Origin of the sequence: Endozoicomonas sp. ISHI1, assembly GCF_024606225.1 — a bacterium.
Taxonomy (GTDB): domain Bacteria; phylum Pseudomonadota; class Gammaproteobacteria; order Pseudomonadales; family Endozoicomonadaceae; genus Endozoicomonas_A.
On sequence record NZ_JAGRPU010000002.1, the window covers coordinates 124,694 to 139,565 of the forward strand.

Below are 14,872 nucleotides of genomic sequence, written 5' to 3' on the forward strand. Positions count from 1 at the left end.
CGGCCTGTTGTGTTAGATGCATAACAGAGGACTCATCAAGCTTACTTTACGATAGAAACCTTAGGGTCCGCCAGAACATCGCTCTCTTTGTGCTGCCTTTCCAATCGCTCACGGGTCTTTTTCAGAACGTCACTGTCCGGAGTCTTCTGCAAAGCTTCATCCCACAAAGCTCGTGCATCTTGTTTGCGCCCCAGAGCCCATAGCACTTCACCCAGATGAGCAGCCACCTCATGATCGGGATACTTTTCATAGGCTTTTTTGAGATAAACAAGGGCAGCCTGATAGTTACCCAGACGGTACTGTACCCACCCCATGCTGTCCATAATGGCAGGGTCATCTTCATCCAGCACATAGGCTTTCTCGATCAACTCTCTTGCCTCTTCAAGGCGGTTGGTACGATCCGCCAAGGTATAACCAAGGGCATTAAGAGCTGCCGCATTTTCTGGCTGAGACTTAATAATGGCACGCAGATCTGCTTCAAGATCTTTGATTCTTCCCAACTTCTCGTAGACCATAGCCCGACCATAAACCAGGTTAACATTGTCGGGGTAGCGCAGCACAGCGTCTGAAAACAGTTTTAAAGCATCGTCAAGCTCTCCGCTATTCACCAGAATTTCTGTCTCAAGCAAATAAAGCTGCTCAGCATGCACCGGGAATCGGTTGCGATCTTCTTCCAATTGCTGTCGAGCCTCTGCCACTTTACCCTGCTTGAGCAGCATCTGGACAAGGGCAACCCTTGACGTCATGAACTCCTTGCCTGGCATCACATTCAGAAAATACTCCTGAGCCTGGTCATATTCCCCTTTCTGTTCCGCCATCCATCCCAGGTAATAATTAGCGGTACTTTTTCTCTGTCCCAGCGCCAACAGCTGTTTAAAGTAGTTTTCTGACTCTGCTACCATACCGCTTTCAAGAGAAATCAGTGCCAAAGACAACAGAATCTCGACATCATAGGGCGACTGATTCAAAAGCACCTGAAACTGCTCACGAGCTTCACTCAACTTATCCAGATGAACCAGTGCGCTGGCATAAATCAGACGCAGACGGGGAATATCGGGATACTCCTTGACGGCCTTAGCCAGCATAGCCTCAGCCTCATCACCTTTACCCATCTTATTGAGGATCCGGCCTTTGAGTATGATAGCCTTAACGTAGTCTGGCTCCCTGGCAAGAAGCTGATCACAAAGCTTGATCGCTGCTTCTGACTGATTATCCTGAAGTAGCAAAATGGCCTTACCCAGCTTGAGTGATTGATGACCCGGATAATCCTTGAGTATGCTGTCAAAGGTGCTCAGCAATCGCGCCCTTTCATCTTCAGGCAGCCCGGAGGCACCGGCTGCGAGAAAATCAAAATTGGCCTCACCCTCCAAAGCCAGCACTTTTCTCATCTGCTCAACGGCTCGATCCAGCTGACCAGCCCTGATCAGTTCAATAGCGACGGCCTGCAAAGCTGCTGCATTTTTATCATCCAGATTTGCCCAGAGTAATGCAGCATCCAGAGATGCCTGATGAGCCCCGACCACCTGACTGATTTGATAAGCCCGTTTGGCAATACCCTTATCCTGAGTCTTATGAGCCTGTTTGAGGTAATACCCCAATGCCAGATCATAACGTTTACGCTGGCCACCCAGTTCGGCCACAAGCAGATCATAAAGGGTATCAGGTTCAAAAGAAGCTACCGATTCTTGCGGCTCATCACTGACTTGGGCGGGAACAGATTCAGCAGCCGCGCCGGGCTGTTCTGAATATTGAACTGAAGAACAACCTGATACCAGCATGGCTATCAGCACTAAAGAGAAACCATTAAGTTTCTTCATGAATGGTATGCCTTTACCCGTTGGAAATAATGTCTGCACTGAAGCCTGCAGTCCCGGATGGATCAGCATTGAACTGTGGCCTTCTTTATCATGACATACGCAAATTATTGTGAAAAACATTTTGCAAAAGAGCCTGCACAGTAAGACCCTACAAAATATTTATCTTTATTATGGGTATGACTGGATACATCCGGGTTTGCAGTTGTTGCCGTTCCATAGGAGAATTGATCGGCCAAAAGAGCTGTTAAAACAGAGCAAAGCTCAAGATTCTTTGTTGACCTGAGTGCGCCGCTCCCTGCTGATGCAGTGTGTCAACAGAACCGGAGCCATGCACTGAACGAAGCTCTGACAATAAACTGCGGACTATCTGATATTTATCATCTGTCTGGCATGACAGGTATTCCCTCTGCTTTTATTGAAACAACCACGTATTGAAACAATCGTGGGATGGCAAAAGCCGCATAGGCCACCTAAATACCCGAAACGAAAATTTCGATCTGCTTCAGGTGGCAGAATTCAGGGCACAGGCAACAGCCTGCTGTCCGGTGTTGTAAAATACTGTACGGTCAATAATAGCAGTGACTCTCAAACAGACAGCCCAATCTTTCGTCAGAAGGCACGGAGACTGGATTGAATAAATGAACCTTCCAACTAAGAAGGCAGCCCTAAGTACCTCGCCAGGTATTTAGGACTGATTAGAGCGTAAGAAAAGGCAACAGGACTATATGGGGTATCTTACCGCCGGTATCAATCACAGAACTGCACCCGTCGCACTCAGGGAGCAGGTCGCTTTTTCACCTGAGCAACTGCCTGAGGCGCTTCAGGATGCCCGCCATTTCATGCATACCAATGAAGTAGCCATTCTGTCTACCTGTAACCGGACAGAACTATACTGTGCCAGCAACGCCGACTATCACAAAGCTCTCGAATGGCTGACTGGCTATCACAATCTGGATCAGAAGTTGCTTAACCAGCACAGTTACATCCATCACGACAAAGCCGCTGTTCGCCATATGATGAGAGTGGCCTGCGGCCTCGACTCCATGGTTCTGGGAGAACCCCAGATTCTTGGTCAGATGAAGTCAGCCTACGCCCAGGCCCAGGAGGCCGGGACTATTGGCTCACTGCTTTCCAGGCTATTCCAATACTGCTTTACTACCGCCAAACAAGTTCGAACCAACACTGCCATTGGCAGACAACCCGTTTCCATAGCCTACGCAGCCACTACCCTTGCCAAACAAATTTTTGCTGACCTTTCTGAGAACACCGCGCTACTGATTGGTGCGGGTGAAACCATCGAACTGGTCGCCAGACACCTTCACCAGCAAGGCCTTAGAAACATCATTGTCGCTAACCGAACCATGAGCCGGGCGAAACTGCTGGCTGACAAGTTCGATGGCAAGCCCGCCCTGCTTTCAGACATTCCTCACTTACTGCCAGCCGCTGATATTGTGGTCTCCTCTACCGCCAGCCCGGTCCCCGTCCTGGGTAAAGGCAGCGCCGAAAGAGCGATTAAAAAGCGCAAACACCGCCCCATATTTATGGTGGACATTGCAGTTCCCCGCGATATTGAACCTGAAGTCACTGAATTGCCAGACATCTTCCTTTATACCGTCGATGATCTTCATGACGTTATTCAGGATAATATGCAGCAGCGACAGGATGCCGCCAGGGAAGCTGAGCTGCTGATCGAAACCGGCGCTTTTGAATTCATGAGCCAGCTGCGCTCACTGGATGCTGTGAATGTTCTGCGCAGCTATCGACAAAATACTGAGACACTCAGAGACATTGAACTTGAAAAAGCCATGCTGTCTCTGGCCAATGGCATTCCGGCCGAACAGGTTTTGACTCAATTTGCCCGGTCACTGACCAACAAGCTCATGCACACGCCCAGCGTGGAATTAAAGAAAGCAGCTGCAGAAGGTCAAAACAGCCGACTGGAGTGGGCCGAAGAGCTGCTGGGTATTCATCGCCGTTATGAAGAACGCGCTAAAGAGCCTAATCACTCTTAGCTATGCCTGGCCTTGTCACTACCGGGCTGGAACTCAGTCAGAAGTTATCGAATCCCTGTATAACCCATCAGGTTCACACCTGAACCAAGAATTGATTAAATCCAAATGAAAGATCCCAACCTGGCCAGCCTGAGCACCAAACTTGAAACCCTGCTGGAACGCTTCGAGGAGCTGAGCGCTTTGCTGAGTGACCCGCTAGTGATTGGCAATCAGGACCAATTCCGTAAACTCTCCAGGGAATACGCCGAACTTGAACCGGTTGTTAATGCCTACAGGGAGTACGACCAGATTCAGAAGGATCTGGAAGACGCCCAGGCTATGAAAGATGATCCGGAAATGACAGACCTGGCTGAGGAAGAGATCCAGAGCTGCGAAGAAAAGCTGCCAACCCTGGCTCAGGAGCTGCAATTGCTGCTTTTGCCCAAGGATCCGAGGGATAACAACAACACTTTTCTGGAAATTCGTGCCGGCACTGGCGGTGACGAGGCGGCTATTTTCGCTGGTGACCTGTTCCGGATGTACTCCCGTTTCGCTGAAAAACGCGGCTGGAAAATCGAAGTCATCAGCGCCAATGACGGCGAACACGGCGGCTATAAGGAAATTATTTCCCGCGTGGTCGGCAACAATGTTTTCGGCCATCTGAAATTTGAATCCGGTGCTCACCGGGTTCAGCGCGTGCCTGAAACAGAATCCCAGGGACGTATACACACATCAGCCTGTACCGTCGCCGTCATGGCAGAACCCGACGAGCAGGAAGCCATTGAGATCAAGAAGGAAGATCTTAGAGTCGACACCTACCGCTCATCGGGAGCCGGTGGTCAGCACGTGAACACCACCGACTCCGCCATTCGACTGACCCACCTGCCTACTGGCATTGTGGTTGAATGTCAGGACGAACGTTCACAACACAAGAACCGGGCCAAGGCTATGGCCCTGCTTTCTGCAAAACTGCAGGATGCTCAGGAGATGGCCGCCGCCAAAGCGATCAGCGAAACCCGTAAAAGTCTGGTCGGCAGTGGCGATCGCTCCGAGCGAATAAGAACTTACAACTACCCTCAGGGCAGGGTCACTGATCACCGCATCAACCTCACGCTATACAAACTGCCAGAGATCGTCGAAGGCGACCTGGATCCTGTCATTAACCCCCTTCTTCAGCAACATCAGGCAGACTTGCTGACAGGCCTATCCAATGAGCAGGATTGACCAGACCCTCAGTGAAGCCACTCAACGCCTCACTGACAGTCATGCCGCCCGAAGGGAACAAAGCGACACAGCCCGTCTTGATGCCGAAGTTCTGCTCTGTCATGTGTTGGACAAACCTTACAGCTACCTGTTCACCTGGCCTGAAAGAGAATTGACTCCCAAACAGGCCGGACAGTTTGAATCAATGCTGGCACAACGGATACAGGGAACACCTGTCGCTTATATAACGGGAGAGAAAGAGTTCTGGAGTCTGAAACTTAATGTTTCACCTTCCGTACTGATCCCCAGACCCGACACTGAACGATTGGTAGAACTCGCCCTGTCCATACCCGTTGCAGAACAGGCAACCGTTGCCGATCTCGGCACAGGCAGTGGCGCCATTGCTTTGGCAATGGCTATCGAAAGACCTCACTGGGTGGTGATTGGCGTTGACAGGCTACCCGAACCAGTCGCCATCGCCAAAGAGAACGCCGCCCTCAACCGGATCAGCAACGTATCGTTTGTGAAGGGTGACTGGTGCTCGCCCCTGCCGGGCCTGCTCGACATGATTGTCAGTAATCCGCCGTATATCCGTGAAGACGATAAGCACCTTATTCAGGGGGATGTGCAGTTTGAACCCAGATCAGCACTGACAGCGGGCAAAGACGGTCTTGATGATATACGCACCATCAGTCAGCAAGCCTTCGAGAAGCTGAAACCGTCTGGTTGGTTATTGTTTGAGCACGGTTACGATCAGGGCAGTGATATCCGGATCATTCTGGAGGCTAATGGATTTACCGCCATTAGCACACAACAAGACTTATCTGATCAGGATCGAGTCACTCTGGCGCAAAAACCTGCTTGAACAGGAGCCAGATCAGTGCATTTCCCCTATGCTGACCTTTGGTTATACTCCATAGCTCTGATCTGAAGCATCAAACCATTAATCCGTCATGTGCGATAGCGAAGCCTTTTCGCATCTGACACTGAAAGATTTCTCAAGGTACACAGGAAGTAGGGATGGAAAATACCGGAGCATTGCTGGTTAATCTGGGTTCACCCGATAGCCCGCATGAACAAGATGTACGACGCTATCTGAATGAATTTCTGATGGATAGTAACGTCATCGATATGCCCTGGCTAGTACGGCGCATGATTGTCAGCCTGTTTGTTCTGCCCAAAAGACCGGCTCAGTCCGCCAGAGCCTACGCCTCTGTCTGGACTGAGAAGGGCTCACCTCTGATCAATATCAGCAAAGACCTTCATAAAGAAGTCCAGAAGTTGACCTCCATGCCAGTAGAGTTAGCCATGCGTTATGGCAACCCTGACATGGAGAGCGCCCTGGTCAGACTGGCGAGCAAACCCGAGATCAAGGAGGTTCTGCTGTTCCCTCTCTACCCACACTTCGCCATGTCGACCGTCAAGACAGTAGTAGAGAAGGCTGAAAAAATCATCAAAGAATACGAACTGCCGGTGTCATTGAAAATTCACCCCGTGTTTTACGATCAGGATGCCTACATTGATGCACTGGTTGAAAGCGCAAAAGAGTATCTGGAGAAAGATTACGATCACATCGTGTTCAGTTATCACGGTGTTCCGGAAAGACACATTCGCAAGGATGACTGCACAGGTTCGCACTGCCTTAAATCCGACGACTGTTGTCAGAAAGCATCACCTGCTCATCGCAGCTGCTATCGACATCAGGTATACAGAACCACGGCCTGTTTTGTTGAGAAAGCCCACATTCCAGTGGACAAATACTCTGTCGCCTTCCAGTCAAAGCTGGGAAGGGATAAATGGTTGGAACCTGCTACCAGCAGTACGATTGAATCACTGGCACAGCAGGGTATGAAGAGGGTTCTGGTCATCTGCCCGGCATTCGTAGCTGACTGTCTGGAAACCCTTGAAGAGATTGGCATGGAAGCGAAAGAGGACTTCATTGCGGCTGGCGGTGAATCCCTGGAGCTCATTCCCTGCCTGAATAGCCACCCAGCCTGGACGAAGCTGGTCAGTCAATGGCTTGAGAAACCGCTTCAGAGTTGATTCCGGGATGAGCTCGGCAAGCTTTTTCAGCATGTCGGATTTCAGTGAGTCGGGCTCATGGCCGCCTTTTTCAGGACTTTTAGCGTTTTTACCTACCCTGCTGGCTGATGCCGCCTGAGTTTGGCATGTCGTACAACTCATCAATAAACTCTCTCGGAAACAGGCCATTTCTGATGCAATCCTTAATGATGGGTGTCACTGTTAAGCATTGATGACGGAGCACATCTTTAATTTCGAGAAAACTATTCATATCCTGAAGCTTCCAGGCGCCGACCGCCCCTTTGACTGATGGCAGGCGTTTTAATTGACTAAACAGCATGGCATCACTTAAATGAACATTGATTTTGATTTCAACGTTCCCAAGCAGTTCGTCCTCCTTTACTGAATGTGCATTACCGCCATATCTGCCTAAGAAGATGGGTTCATAAAGTAGTCTTTCCCAACTATCCCAGTTCCATTGATCCGGGTCGGTGCAGTTGTCAACGTTGCTGTTAACGCTACCGGTTGATGAAAGTCGCGTGTCTGTTAGACCAAAAGTCTCTATCAAATAGTTAGCCAATGATTTGGCGAGCTCTTTTGGCTGACATTGATGCTCCTCCGACGTCGTTATGATAAGTCTGTGAGCCTTCTCTTGAACGGTCGTTTCAAGAGAACGAAACCGTGCCCGATCAGCGAGCATGACGCTCTCATAAGAAGGGGGCTCAGCAGTACCACTTTCATAGCCAGGGGGCAATGTTTGGCCAGCGTTGGCAGTAAGTTCGTTTCCATTCATTATCTATTCTCCTTTTTTCAGCTTATTGTTTAGCCCAACGGACTCTTGGAACATCATTACTGAATCAGACAATCATTACTGGGAAAAATTCCGCACGGGACACTCCCACGTGGTATTTTGTTTTGTCTGTGAAGACCTCCGGCTTCAGGTTTCCCGGTGTATGATTATCCAGTCTACCCGCAGTATTAACCGATAATTCCACGGGCAACAGTCGAGAAGAATAAAGACTCAGGCCTGTTTCAGAAAACTTTTCAACCTCGGGTCGTCCAATGCTCTGCTTAGAACATCACTAAGCACTTTATTGACCAACTCCTCGTTCTTTTCATCCGAGGGTGCCTTGGGAACACGCTCACCGATTTCACTGGAGTAGGCGCCTTCGAAACGCTGACCCTCTTTGACCACCCTGACCCGTACTTTTGCTTTCAGATCCACCTGGGTAATGTAGCTACCTTCAGGCACCTTGTATTCCAGATCATCGAGATAAACCTGGAACTGTGGGACATCTTCAGACTCAGTCACTCTTAACCCCATCTCTCTCAAACCCAGCTCAACTGCCGAGCGAATAGCCAGCGTCAGGCGGTCATTGGTCGTGATGGCATTGGTGCTTGAATAAACCCCTCCCCGATGGCCAAGAGAGCGGGACAACCGTTCATCGTAAACGGTCACACTGACCGTTCCCTGTAACGGCTCGACAGGCTTTTCCACAGCAATTTTGGGGGTTACATCCACTTCCTGAGGGCTCAGGGCACATCCGCCCAGGGCAAGAGCTCCCAGTATAATAAGCGACGTTTTTTTCATGAGTCCGGCTATCCTATGGTGGGCGGGATGCCCTTGGCGAAAGAAAATTGAGTCGATGCAAATCCTATCCAGTCTCGAAAACCGGATCAACCGGCTTGGCAAAGCTGTTCATAGAGGATATAGTTCGAACCATCGAATCCATAAACAACCTTACGCTGATTCCAGAACGCTGAGCGTGATTACAATGCCTATAGCGAACGATAAGCAACGGTCCGGAATCCTCCGGGTCTCTGACAATGGCGACAGCAATGTGCGGGCATCAGCTTCCCGCGAGACTGTGGTGTCTACTCCCAAATCTATCTTTCGTCCTTCCCGCCTACTACTCCTGCTGCCTTGAGCAGATTATTTAATTTCACTTTCGACCCCGGCCGTCTGGCCCTCTGACCCCAGAGTCAGAAAAATGATTACATTTGAACAAATTCCGACTGCCAGCTATAGAAAATGCCGCCTGTCGCGAGCATCACCCATACCGGAATTTTCAAACAACACAGCCTTACGCAGTAAAAAAACATTGAGCTGATTAGAGAACAGCGGGAGCAGCAGCCATGAGCAACGATCAGGTTATTATTTTCGACACCACTTTGAGAGACGGTGAACAGAGTCCCGGCGCAGCCATGACCAAAGATGAGAAGGTCCGGATTGCCAAATCTCTGGAAATACTCAAGGTTGACGTCATTGAAGCGGGCTTCGCCATTGCCAGCCCGGGCGATTTTGAGGCGGTTAAGAGCATCGCAGAAACCATTAAAGACAGCACTGTCTGCAGTCTTTCCCGGGCACTGCCCAAAGATATTGAGGCAGCAGCGCAAGCTGTCCAGCCCGCCGCTCGAGGCCGTATTCATACCTTCATTGCAACCTCCCCTCTGCACATGAAACACAAACTCTGTATGACGCCTGATCAGGTGCTGGAACAGGCAGTAGCCTCTGTTAAGCTGGCCCGTAATCTGATTGACGATGTGGAGTTCTCCCTTGAAGACGCTGGACGATCTGACATTGACTTCATGTGCCGTGTCATTGAAGCGGTTATTGATGCAGGTGCCAGCACCATCAACATTCCGGATACAGTTGGCTATGCCCTGCCACACCAGTTCGGCAATACAATAGCTCAGCTGATTGAGCGTATTCCTAACTCTGATAAGGCTATCTTCTCGGTTCATTGTCACAATGACCTTGGGCTCGCAGTGGCTAACTCCCTTTCAGCTGTCGTTAATGGCGCTCGGCAGATTGAATGCACCATCAACGGCCTCGGGGAAAGAGCGGGTAATGCCTCTCTTGAAGAAATTGTTATGGCCATCCGCACCCGTCAGGACGAACTCAGGTTGGAAACCGGCATTAACACCCAGCATATTGTTCCTACCTCCCGCCTGGTCTCAGGTATCACAGGCTTCCCGGTTCAGCCTAACAAAGCCATTGTCGGTGCTAATGCCTTTGCTCATGAATCCGGTATCCACCAGGATGGTATTCTGAAAAACCGCGAAACCTACGAAATCATGAAGGCTGAAGATGTTGGCTGGAACACTAACCGCCTGACCTTGGGTAAATTATCCGGCCGCAGTGCTTTCCAGTCGCGAATGGAAGAGCTGGGAATTACTTTTGCTGATCGTAACGAACTGACGGAAGCCTTCAGCCGCTTCAAGGTTCTGGCCGACAAAAAATCTGAAATCTTCGATGACGACCTGCAGGCTCTGGTCAGCGATGTTCGTTCAGGCAATGAAGAAGAAAAATACCGCCTGGTGGAGCTGGAAGCAGGCTCCAGCACGGGCAAAACACCTGAAGCTCGCCTGGTCATTGCGGTGGATTCCGAGGAAGTTGAAGCGCGCAGTGCCGGTGACGGCCCTGTTGATGCGGTCTTTAAAGCCATAGAAAGTATTGCTGATTCCGGTGCCCATCTGGCATTGTATAATGTCAGCGCCATTACTAGCGGTACCGATTCTCAGGGTGACGTCAGCGTGCGTCTGGAAAAACAGGGTCGCATTGTCAATGGCTCCGGAGCGGACACAGATATCGTGGTCGCTTCCGCCAAAGCATACATCAATGCTTTGAACCTGCTTAATGCTGACCACCCAAAAACCAACCCACAGACAGGAAACCTCTAACAGTCATGGAAGGCAGGATCAGTGAGCGAACTCGACAGCACTACCTTGATGCCATGGGGATCCAGACCTGGTTTCCCAGGCAGATCCTGCCTAATGCACTGACTCCCAGGGCATTTGACTGTTTACAGGAAGAACCAGGGGAAGCGTTTAAGCCTGAGAACTCAGCCCTTTCTTCCCAACAGGAATCAGCTCAGCACCCTGAAAGCGCTATGGGTGCTTCAACAGCAAAAGATTTGCTGGGCATCTCCGGTCGTGCCGAAACGAAACAAGATTCGAAGCCAGCAACGCCAGTAAAACAGCGCGTTATTAATGAACACCAGTCAGAAGAAACCAGCAAGTTCAGGCTTGTAACTTTGGCTGCAAACGAACACTGTCTGGTAGTCGCTGAAATGCCTCACTCCGGACTGAATCAATTTTCACGCTTTCACCAGCGATTACTCAGCGATATTCTTCGCGCCATTCAATTGCCAGCAGAGTCTGAAACTCTGCCTTTCAGTGACTTTGTCTGGCCACTGGGAAATATTGGCCTGATGGAGCACCTTAGTCAGAATGACTCTGCCGCTGCTGACGCAGTATGCGCCTACCTTAGTAACCAGTTTGGACTGGCCAGACGAAAAGTGGTCCTGCTCTTTGGTCAGGCAGCAGCCCGTTTTGTTATAGATCCCAACCGACCATTCAGCGAACTGAGGGGTTTGCAGAAAGGCCTTCATTCCCATCAACACTTTATCGTCACCCACGGCCTTAATGAGTTAATGAAACTTCCAGCCCTCAAGTCAGAAGCCTGGCAGGATATTTCTCCGATCATCAAAGAGCTGACCTCGTCATAATCCTCTCCACAAACGCAAAATTGATTATGCTCAGCAACCGGTGCTGGTGTCATACGCCCGATATCCCTCAGTTATCACGGAAAGAGAAAACTTATTATGCTGTCATTTAGAGCAATGACTCATCAGGACATTCCGGAGCTAGAGGCTATCGAGCAGCAAGCCGGGCCTCACCCCTGGAATCAAAAGCACTACCTGAATAGTATCGACTCAGGCTATCTCTGCATGGTAGCCGAGCACGAGGGCAGAATTGTTGCCCAGGGAGTCGTCATGCTGGTTGCAGGAGAGGCCAGCCTGTTGATTCTGACTGTCTCTCGCAACGAACAGGGCAAAGGCTTCGGCGCTGCCATGCTGAATCAACTCATCGACGCTTCAGCCAAACAGGCTGAAACCCTGTTTCTTGAGGTGCGGGAATCCAACAAAAAAGCATTCAGCCTCTACCTGAAGTCAGGCTTCAGCGAAATTGGCCGCCGCAAAAACTACTACCCGGCCAGCAAAAATCATAAGGCTGAGGACGCTATTGTTATGGCCTTGGATCTGAGTGTCAGGGAGTGACCGGACAATCACCCAGCCAACTGCCGGTAACAGGATCTCTGCCACATTCAGCAAGCAGCCACTCAAAGTACACTTCTAGCAGCCTGTCGGACTTAAGGCTGTCCTACTGCGGTTGCAATAAATTGGTCTAAAAATTCCTGCTTCTTCGTCAAATAGCTCGCTATTCTCCTCAGAAGCAGAAATTTTTATCCTCAATTTCTTGCAATCCTCGCTACGGACGCTTAAGTCCGACAGGCTGCTAGCGCCCCTGGTTTCTTCTTCTTTGGCTCGTTGACAGTGACCGGGAGAGTCAGTGCCCGAGTGTATGAGTGGGGATCAAGGATGCCGTTCAACATAGTTCTCAGCTGCCCTATTTCCGGGGACGACGCACTCTTGCCGCGGGCAAAATACCACCTTTGTGACGGACTCCCTCCGGGAAAACAGGGTAAGAGAGAAAAGCCTTCCGGGTACCGGGTCAGACAATACCGGTAGCCTGCTGCACGATTAAAGATACGCTTGGTTAACAGATCATGACGCCAGACCTGATTGCTTTGGCTTTCGCAAGCAGCCAGCTCAATGGGCGTCGACGAATAGCAACTACTTTTGTCAGGAGATTCATACAAGCATTTCTCTGCCGCCCTGACACCGAGACAAAACCTCGGGCTCTGATTCACCAGCAGGATATCTTCTGTCAAACGCTCAGAGACCCAGAATGCTCCCTCAGGCCGCTCTTCCCAGCTCAAAACAGGTTGGACTTTCTCTTGAACGGATTCAGGCTCCTGATCATTACCCGGCTTCTGCTCTGACTCACAGATGATTTGTCCCGTGTGAAGATTTTTATAGCAGCGCTGGTCGATTCTGTGCAGGGCAACATCTCCAAACCCTCTATCACTCTGGATAAACACATACTGGCGGAATACCCCTGATAATGAATGGTTTTTTTCTGAAAGTCATAATGCCATTTCTGCGCCAAACTATTGTCATCGCAGGGTTTGATTACAGCCCGATTTCCGGAATAACAGAGCCCTTTCTGCTCGGGATTCTGATGTTCACAGGTTGCAAAATCAACCTCTTCAACATCCAGCGCCAGACAATCAGAACCGTCCACCTGCTTAAGAAAGAATTGATCGGCAAAATGCTCATCCACTCGATGACTGTCTGGTGCATCTGCCCCAGATAGGGACGGGAAGAAAATAAAGAATACTGATAAAGGATTAAAAGCCCCGAAGTAAAAAAATACACGTAATGAAACAGGAATAACTACCAGTCCATTTCTGCAGCTCCACCTACCTGCCATCTTCATTGCCACCCTCTTTAGTAATTATTTTGACGTTAGCTGATCAAAATTCGTTGTCAAAACGATAACGGGCGATCAGAGCCACCGACCCACTGCTTCTGCAGCCCGACAAACAAAAGTATAGAAACCCTCTTGGTTTCGGGATTTTCCTACCTTTTTTACCGTTTCAATGTCACCTCAGACCGGTATCCGTTAAAACAGTTTTTGAATAGCGCACAATCCCCACTACACAGAAGAAAATCGGCAGGTATAATTGCGCGCCTGTCACCGTCAGTAGAAAGGTCATCCAGCGTTGATTATCTTCATCGTCACCAATAAAGTAACAAAACAAGTTTTTGTAGGCTCCACTCGCAATGACCTTGAAAGCCAGTGGGAAAAAATGGTGGCGGCCGCACACCAGGATCTGGACTACCCGCTTTACAGAGAAATCCGCATTCACGGCGAAGACGAATTTACCGTAGAGGAATGGGATAGAGCCGAGTCCCGTGAAGAGCTGGCCGAACTCGAGCAGGACGCCATCAACTTTTTTGGTGCAGAGAGTCTCAGAGGCTATAAGACCAGCACCGTAAAAATCCTGCCCAAAAAGAAGAAGCGCCAGCGCAAATCCAGCATTGAAAAAGAACTGGCCTCCATTTTTGCAGAAATTAATGAAGGGGATACCAATGCACCTCCAAGCCTTGCCGTGAAATCCGGCAATGCTGCCAATGAAACGACTAATGATTCTGCTCCACCGTCAGAAACCAAGCCGTCGCCTGTCAATCAGGCCGCTCAACACTCAGCTGCCGAGCCTTCATCTGCGCTTGCGCTAGCCAGCACGGCTCCGGACCCGGCAGAGATCAGGCTGGAAGCTGCCCAGTCTGAAGCAGAAAAGCCAAAGCCTGAATCAACCCGGTCTTTAGGCTCCAGGGCCAATGCGATGGTTCAGATGAACAGCATTGAAATGAGCGATGACATCACAGCTCAGCTGGCTGCAATTACTGCCGCGGCCGACGCCTGTCTGGCCGGTGATAACAGTGCTATGAATCAACTGGACGTTCAGCCCCAACCTGAAGTTCAAGAAGGCACACCACCAGAAACCATTGAGCCAAAACCGGCAGCCATCATCGAAACAGAGGTCGATGTTGCCAAGCCTATCTGCCCAAAAGAGCTTCGCATACGTGAGGCCATTGAACGCCACAGAAAACAACGCGCACAGCGCAGTGCTGAAAGCCAGGAAAACGAAAGAAGAAAAATCGCTCAAAGCCTGGCTGAACTCAATGCAAGAATTCAGGAAATGCAAACCGGGAAACTGGCAGCAGTAGCCTGATCGCTGGAGCCGACCTCTCTAAGGGTCGGCTCGATTATCCAATTTTCAGGGCAGGCACTATCAATTTAACCACAACTTCTGTGGATAACCCTGTTAATGGCTCATGTCATCCTATACTGACCCCTTCAGCTACAAGCTTTACAGCAAAGTGGGCATTATTTGCTCAGACAAAACCGCGACCACTAGATATAGGG

Annotated in this window: 12 protein-coding genes; 8 read left to right on the forward strand and 4 right to left on the reverse strand. The window is 50.0% G+C overall.

All coding sequences use genetic code 11. The features are described from left to right. Positions 1-41: 41 nt before the first annotated feature. Positions 42-1,817: a tetratricopeptide repeat protein gene (locus tag KBW69_RS02620; RefSeq protein ID WP_257279811.1), complete on the reverse strand. Its 1,776-nt coding sequence runs from the start codon at positions 1,815-1,817 to the stop codon at positions 42-44. Positions 1,818-2,542: 725 nt separating this feature from the next. On the opposite strand from KBW69_RS02620, the gene hemA reads away from it, so the two are divergent. The 4 genes from hemA (at position 2,543) to hemH (ending at position 7,054) form a co-directional block, all read left to right on the forward strand. Further along, positions 2,543-3,829, forward strand: coding sequence for a glutamyl-tRNA reductase (hemA, locus tag KBW69_RS02625; RefSeq protein WP_257279812.1), 1,287 nt, complete (start codon positions 2,543-2,545; stop codon positions 3,827-3,829). A 105-nt stretch (positions 3,830-3,934) separates the two neighbouring features. After that, positions 3,935-5,032: a peptide chain release factor 1 gene (gene prfA, locus KBW69_RS02630; RefSeq protein ID WP_257279813.1), complete on the forward strand. Its 1,098-nt coding sequence runs from the start codon at positions 3,935-3,937 to the stop codon at positions 5,030-5,032. Then, positions 5,019-5,876, forward strand: a complete 858-nt coding sequence (gene prmC, locus KBW69_RS02635) for a peptide chain release factor N(5)-glutamine methyltransferase (RefSeq protein ID WP_257279814.1) — start codon at positions 5,019-5,021, stop codon at positions 5,874-5,876. Before prfA ends, prmC begins: the two co-directional genes overlap by 14 nt. A 155-nt stretch (positions 5,877-6,031) precedes the next feature. Further along, entirely contained in the window at positions 6,032-7,054 is a 1,023-nt protein-coding gene (gene hemH / locus KBW69_RS02640) for a ferrochelatase (protein ID WP_257279815.1), read from the forward strand. A gap of 88 nt (positions 7,055-7,142) precedes the next feature. Here hemH and KBW69_RS02645 read toward each other — a convergent pair whose 3' ends face one another. Then, positions 7,143-7,826 (reverse strand): hypothetical protein, encoded by a 684-nt coding sequence (locus KBW69_RS02645; RefSeq protein WP_257279816.1) that lies wholly within the window; start codon positions 7,824-7,826, stop codon positions 7,143-7,145. A 228-nt stretch (positions 7,827-8,054) separates the two neighbouring features. After that, complete coding sequence (locus tag KBW69_RS02650) at positions 8,055-8,624, reverse strand: YajG family lipoprotein (RefSeq protein ID WP_257279817.1); 570 nt, start codon at positions 8,622-8,624, stop codon at positions 8,055-8,057. A 545-nt stretch (positions 8,625-9,169) separates the two neighbouring features. Between KBW69_RS02650 and KBW69_RS02655 the strand changes: the two genes are divergently transcribed. From KBW69_RS02655 to rimI, 3 genes are all read left to right on the forward strand, one after another. Then, the gene (locus KBW69_RS02655) at positions 9,170-10,717 is read left to right on the forward strand and encodes a 2-isopropylmalate synthase (RefSeq protein WP_257279818.1); all 1,548 of its coding nucleotides are present in this window, start codon (positions 9,170-9,172) and stop codon (positions 10,715-10,717) included. A 5-nt stretch (positions 10,718-10,722) separates the two neighbouring features. Continuing rightward, entirely contained in the window at positions 10,723-11,544 is an 822-nt protein-coding gene (locus tag KBW69_RS02660) for a hypothetical protein (RefSeq protein ID WP_257254734.1), read from the forward strand. A gap of 96 nt (positions 11,545-11,640) precedes the next feature. Then, complete coding sequence (gene rimI / locus KBW69_RS02665; protein ID WP_257254733.1) at positions 11,641-12,096, forward strand: ribosomal protein S18-alanine N-acetyltransferase; 456 nt, start codon at positions 11,641-11,643, stop codon at positions 12,094-12,096. 221 nt (positions 12,097-12,317) lie between these two features. Here the strand turns inward: rimI and KBW69_RS02670 are convergent, their stop codons facing one another. Further along, positions 12,318-12,980 (reverse strand): RICIN domain-containing protein, encoded by a 663-nt coding sequence (locus tag KBW69_RS02670; protein ID WP_257279819.1) that lies wholly within the window; start codon positions 12,978-12,980, stop codon positions 12,318-12,320. 684 nt (positions 12,981-13,664) lie between these two features. Here KBW69_RS02670 and KBW69_RS02675 point away from each other — a divergent pair. Further along, positions 13,665-14,678 (forward strand): GIY-YIG nuclease family protein, encoded by a 1,014-nt coding sequence (locus tag KBW69_RS02675; protein ID WP_257279820.1) that lies wholly within the window; start codon positions 13,665-13,667, stop codon positions 14,676-14,678. Positions 14,679-14,872 lie beyond the last annotated feature (194 nt).

Excerpts from the sequence above, each read along its gene's own strand:
- hemH (WP_257279815.1), top strand. The coding sequence starts at position 6,032 with ATGGAAAATACCGGAGCATTGCTGGTTAATCTGGGTTCACCCGATAGC.
- KBW69_RS02645 (WP_257279816.1), bottom strand. The coding sequence starts at position 7,826 with ATGAATGGAAACGAACTTACTGCCAACGCTGGCCAAACATTGCCCCCT.
- rimI (WP_257254733.1), top strand. The coding sequence starts at position 11,641 with ATGCTGTCATTTAGAGCAATGACTCATCAGGACATTCCGGAGCTAGAG.
- KBW69_RS02660 (WP_257254734.1), top strand. The coding sequence starts at position 10,723 with ATGGAAGGCAGGATCAGTGAGCGAACTCGACAGCACTACCTTGATGCC.
- prfA (WP_257279813.1), top strand. The coding sequence starts at position 3,935 with ATGAAAGATCCCAACCTGGCCAGCCTGAGCACCAAACTTGAAACCCTG.
- hemA (WP_257279812.1), top strand. The coding sequence starts at position 2,543 with ATGGGGTATCTTACCGCCGGTATCAATCACAGAACTGCACCCGTCGCA.
- KBW69_RS02655 (WP_257279818.1), top strand. The coding sequence starts at position 9,170 with ATGAGCAACGATCAGGTTATTATTTTCGACACCACTTTGAGAGACGGT.
- KBW69_RS02620 (WP_257279811.1), bottom strand. The coding sequence starts at position 1,817 with ATGAAGAAACTTAATGGTTTCTCTTTAGTGCTGATAGCCATGCTGGTA.
- prmC (WP_257279814.1), top strand. The coding sequence starts at position 5,019 with ATGAGCAGGATTGACCAGACCCTCAGTGAAGCCACTCAACGCCTCACT.
- KBW69_RS02650 (WP_257279817.1), bottom strand. The coding sequence starts at position 8,624 with ATGAAAAAAACGTCGCTTATTATACTGGGAGCTCTTGCCCTGGGCGGA.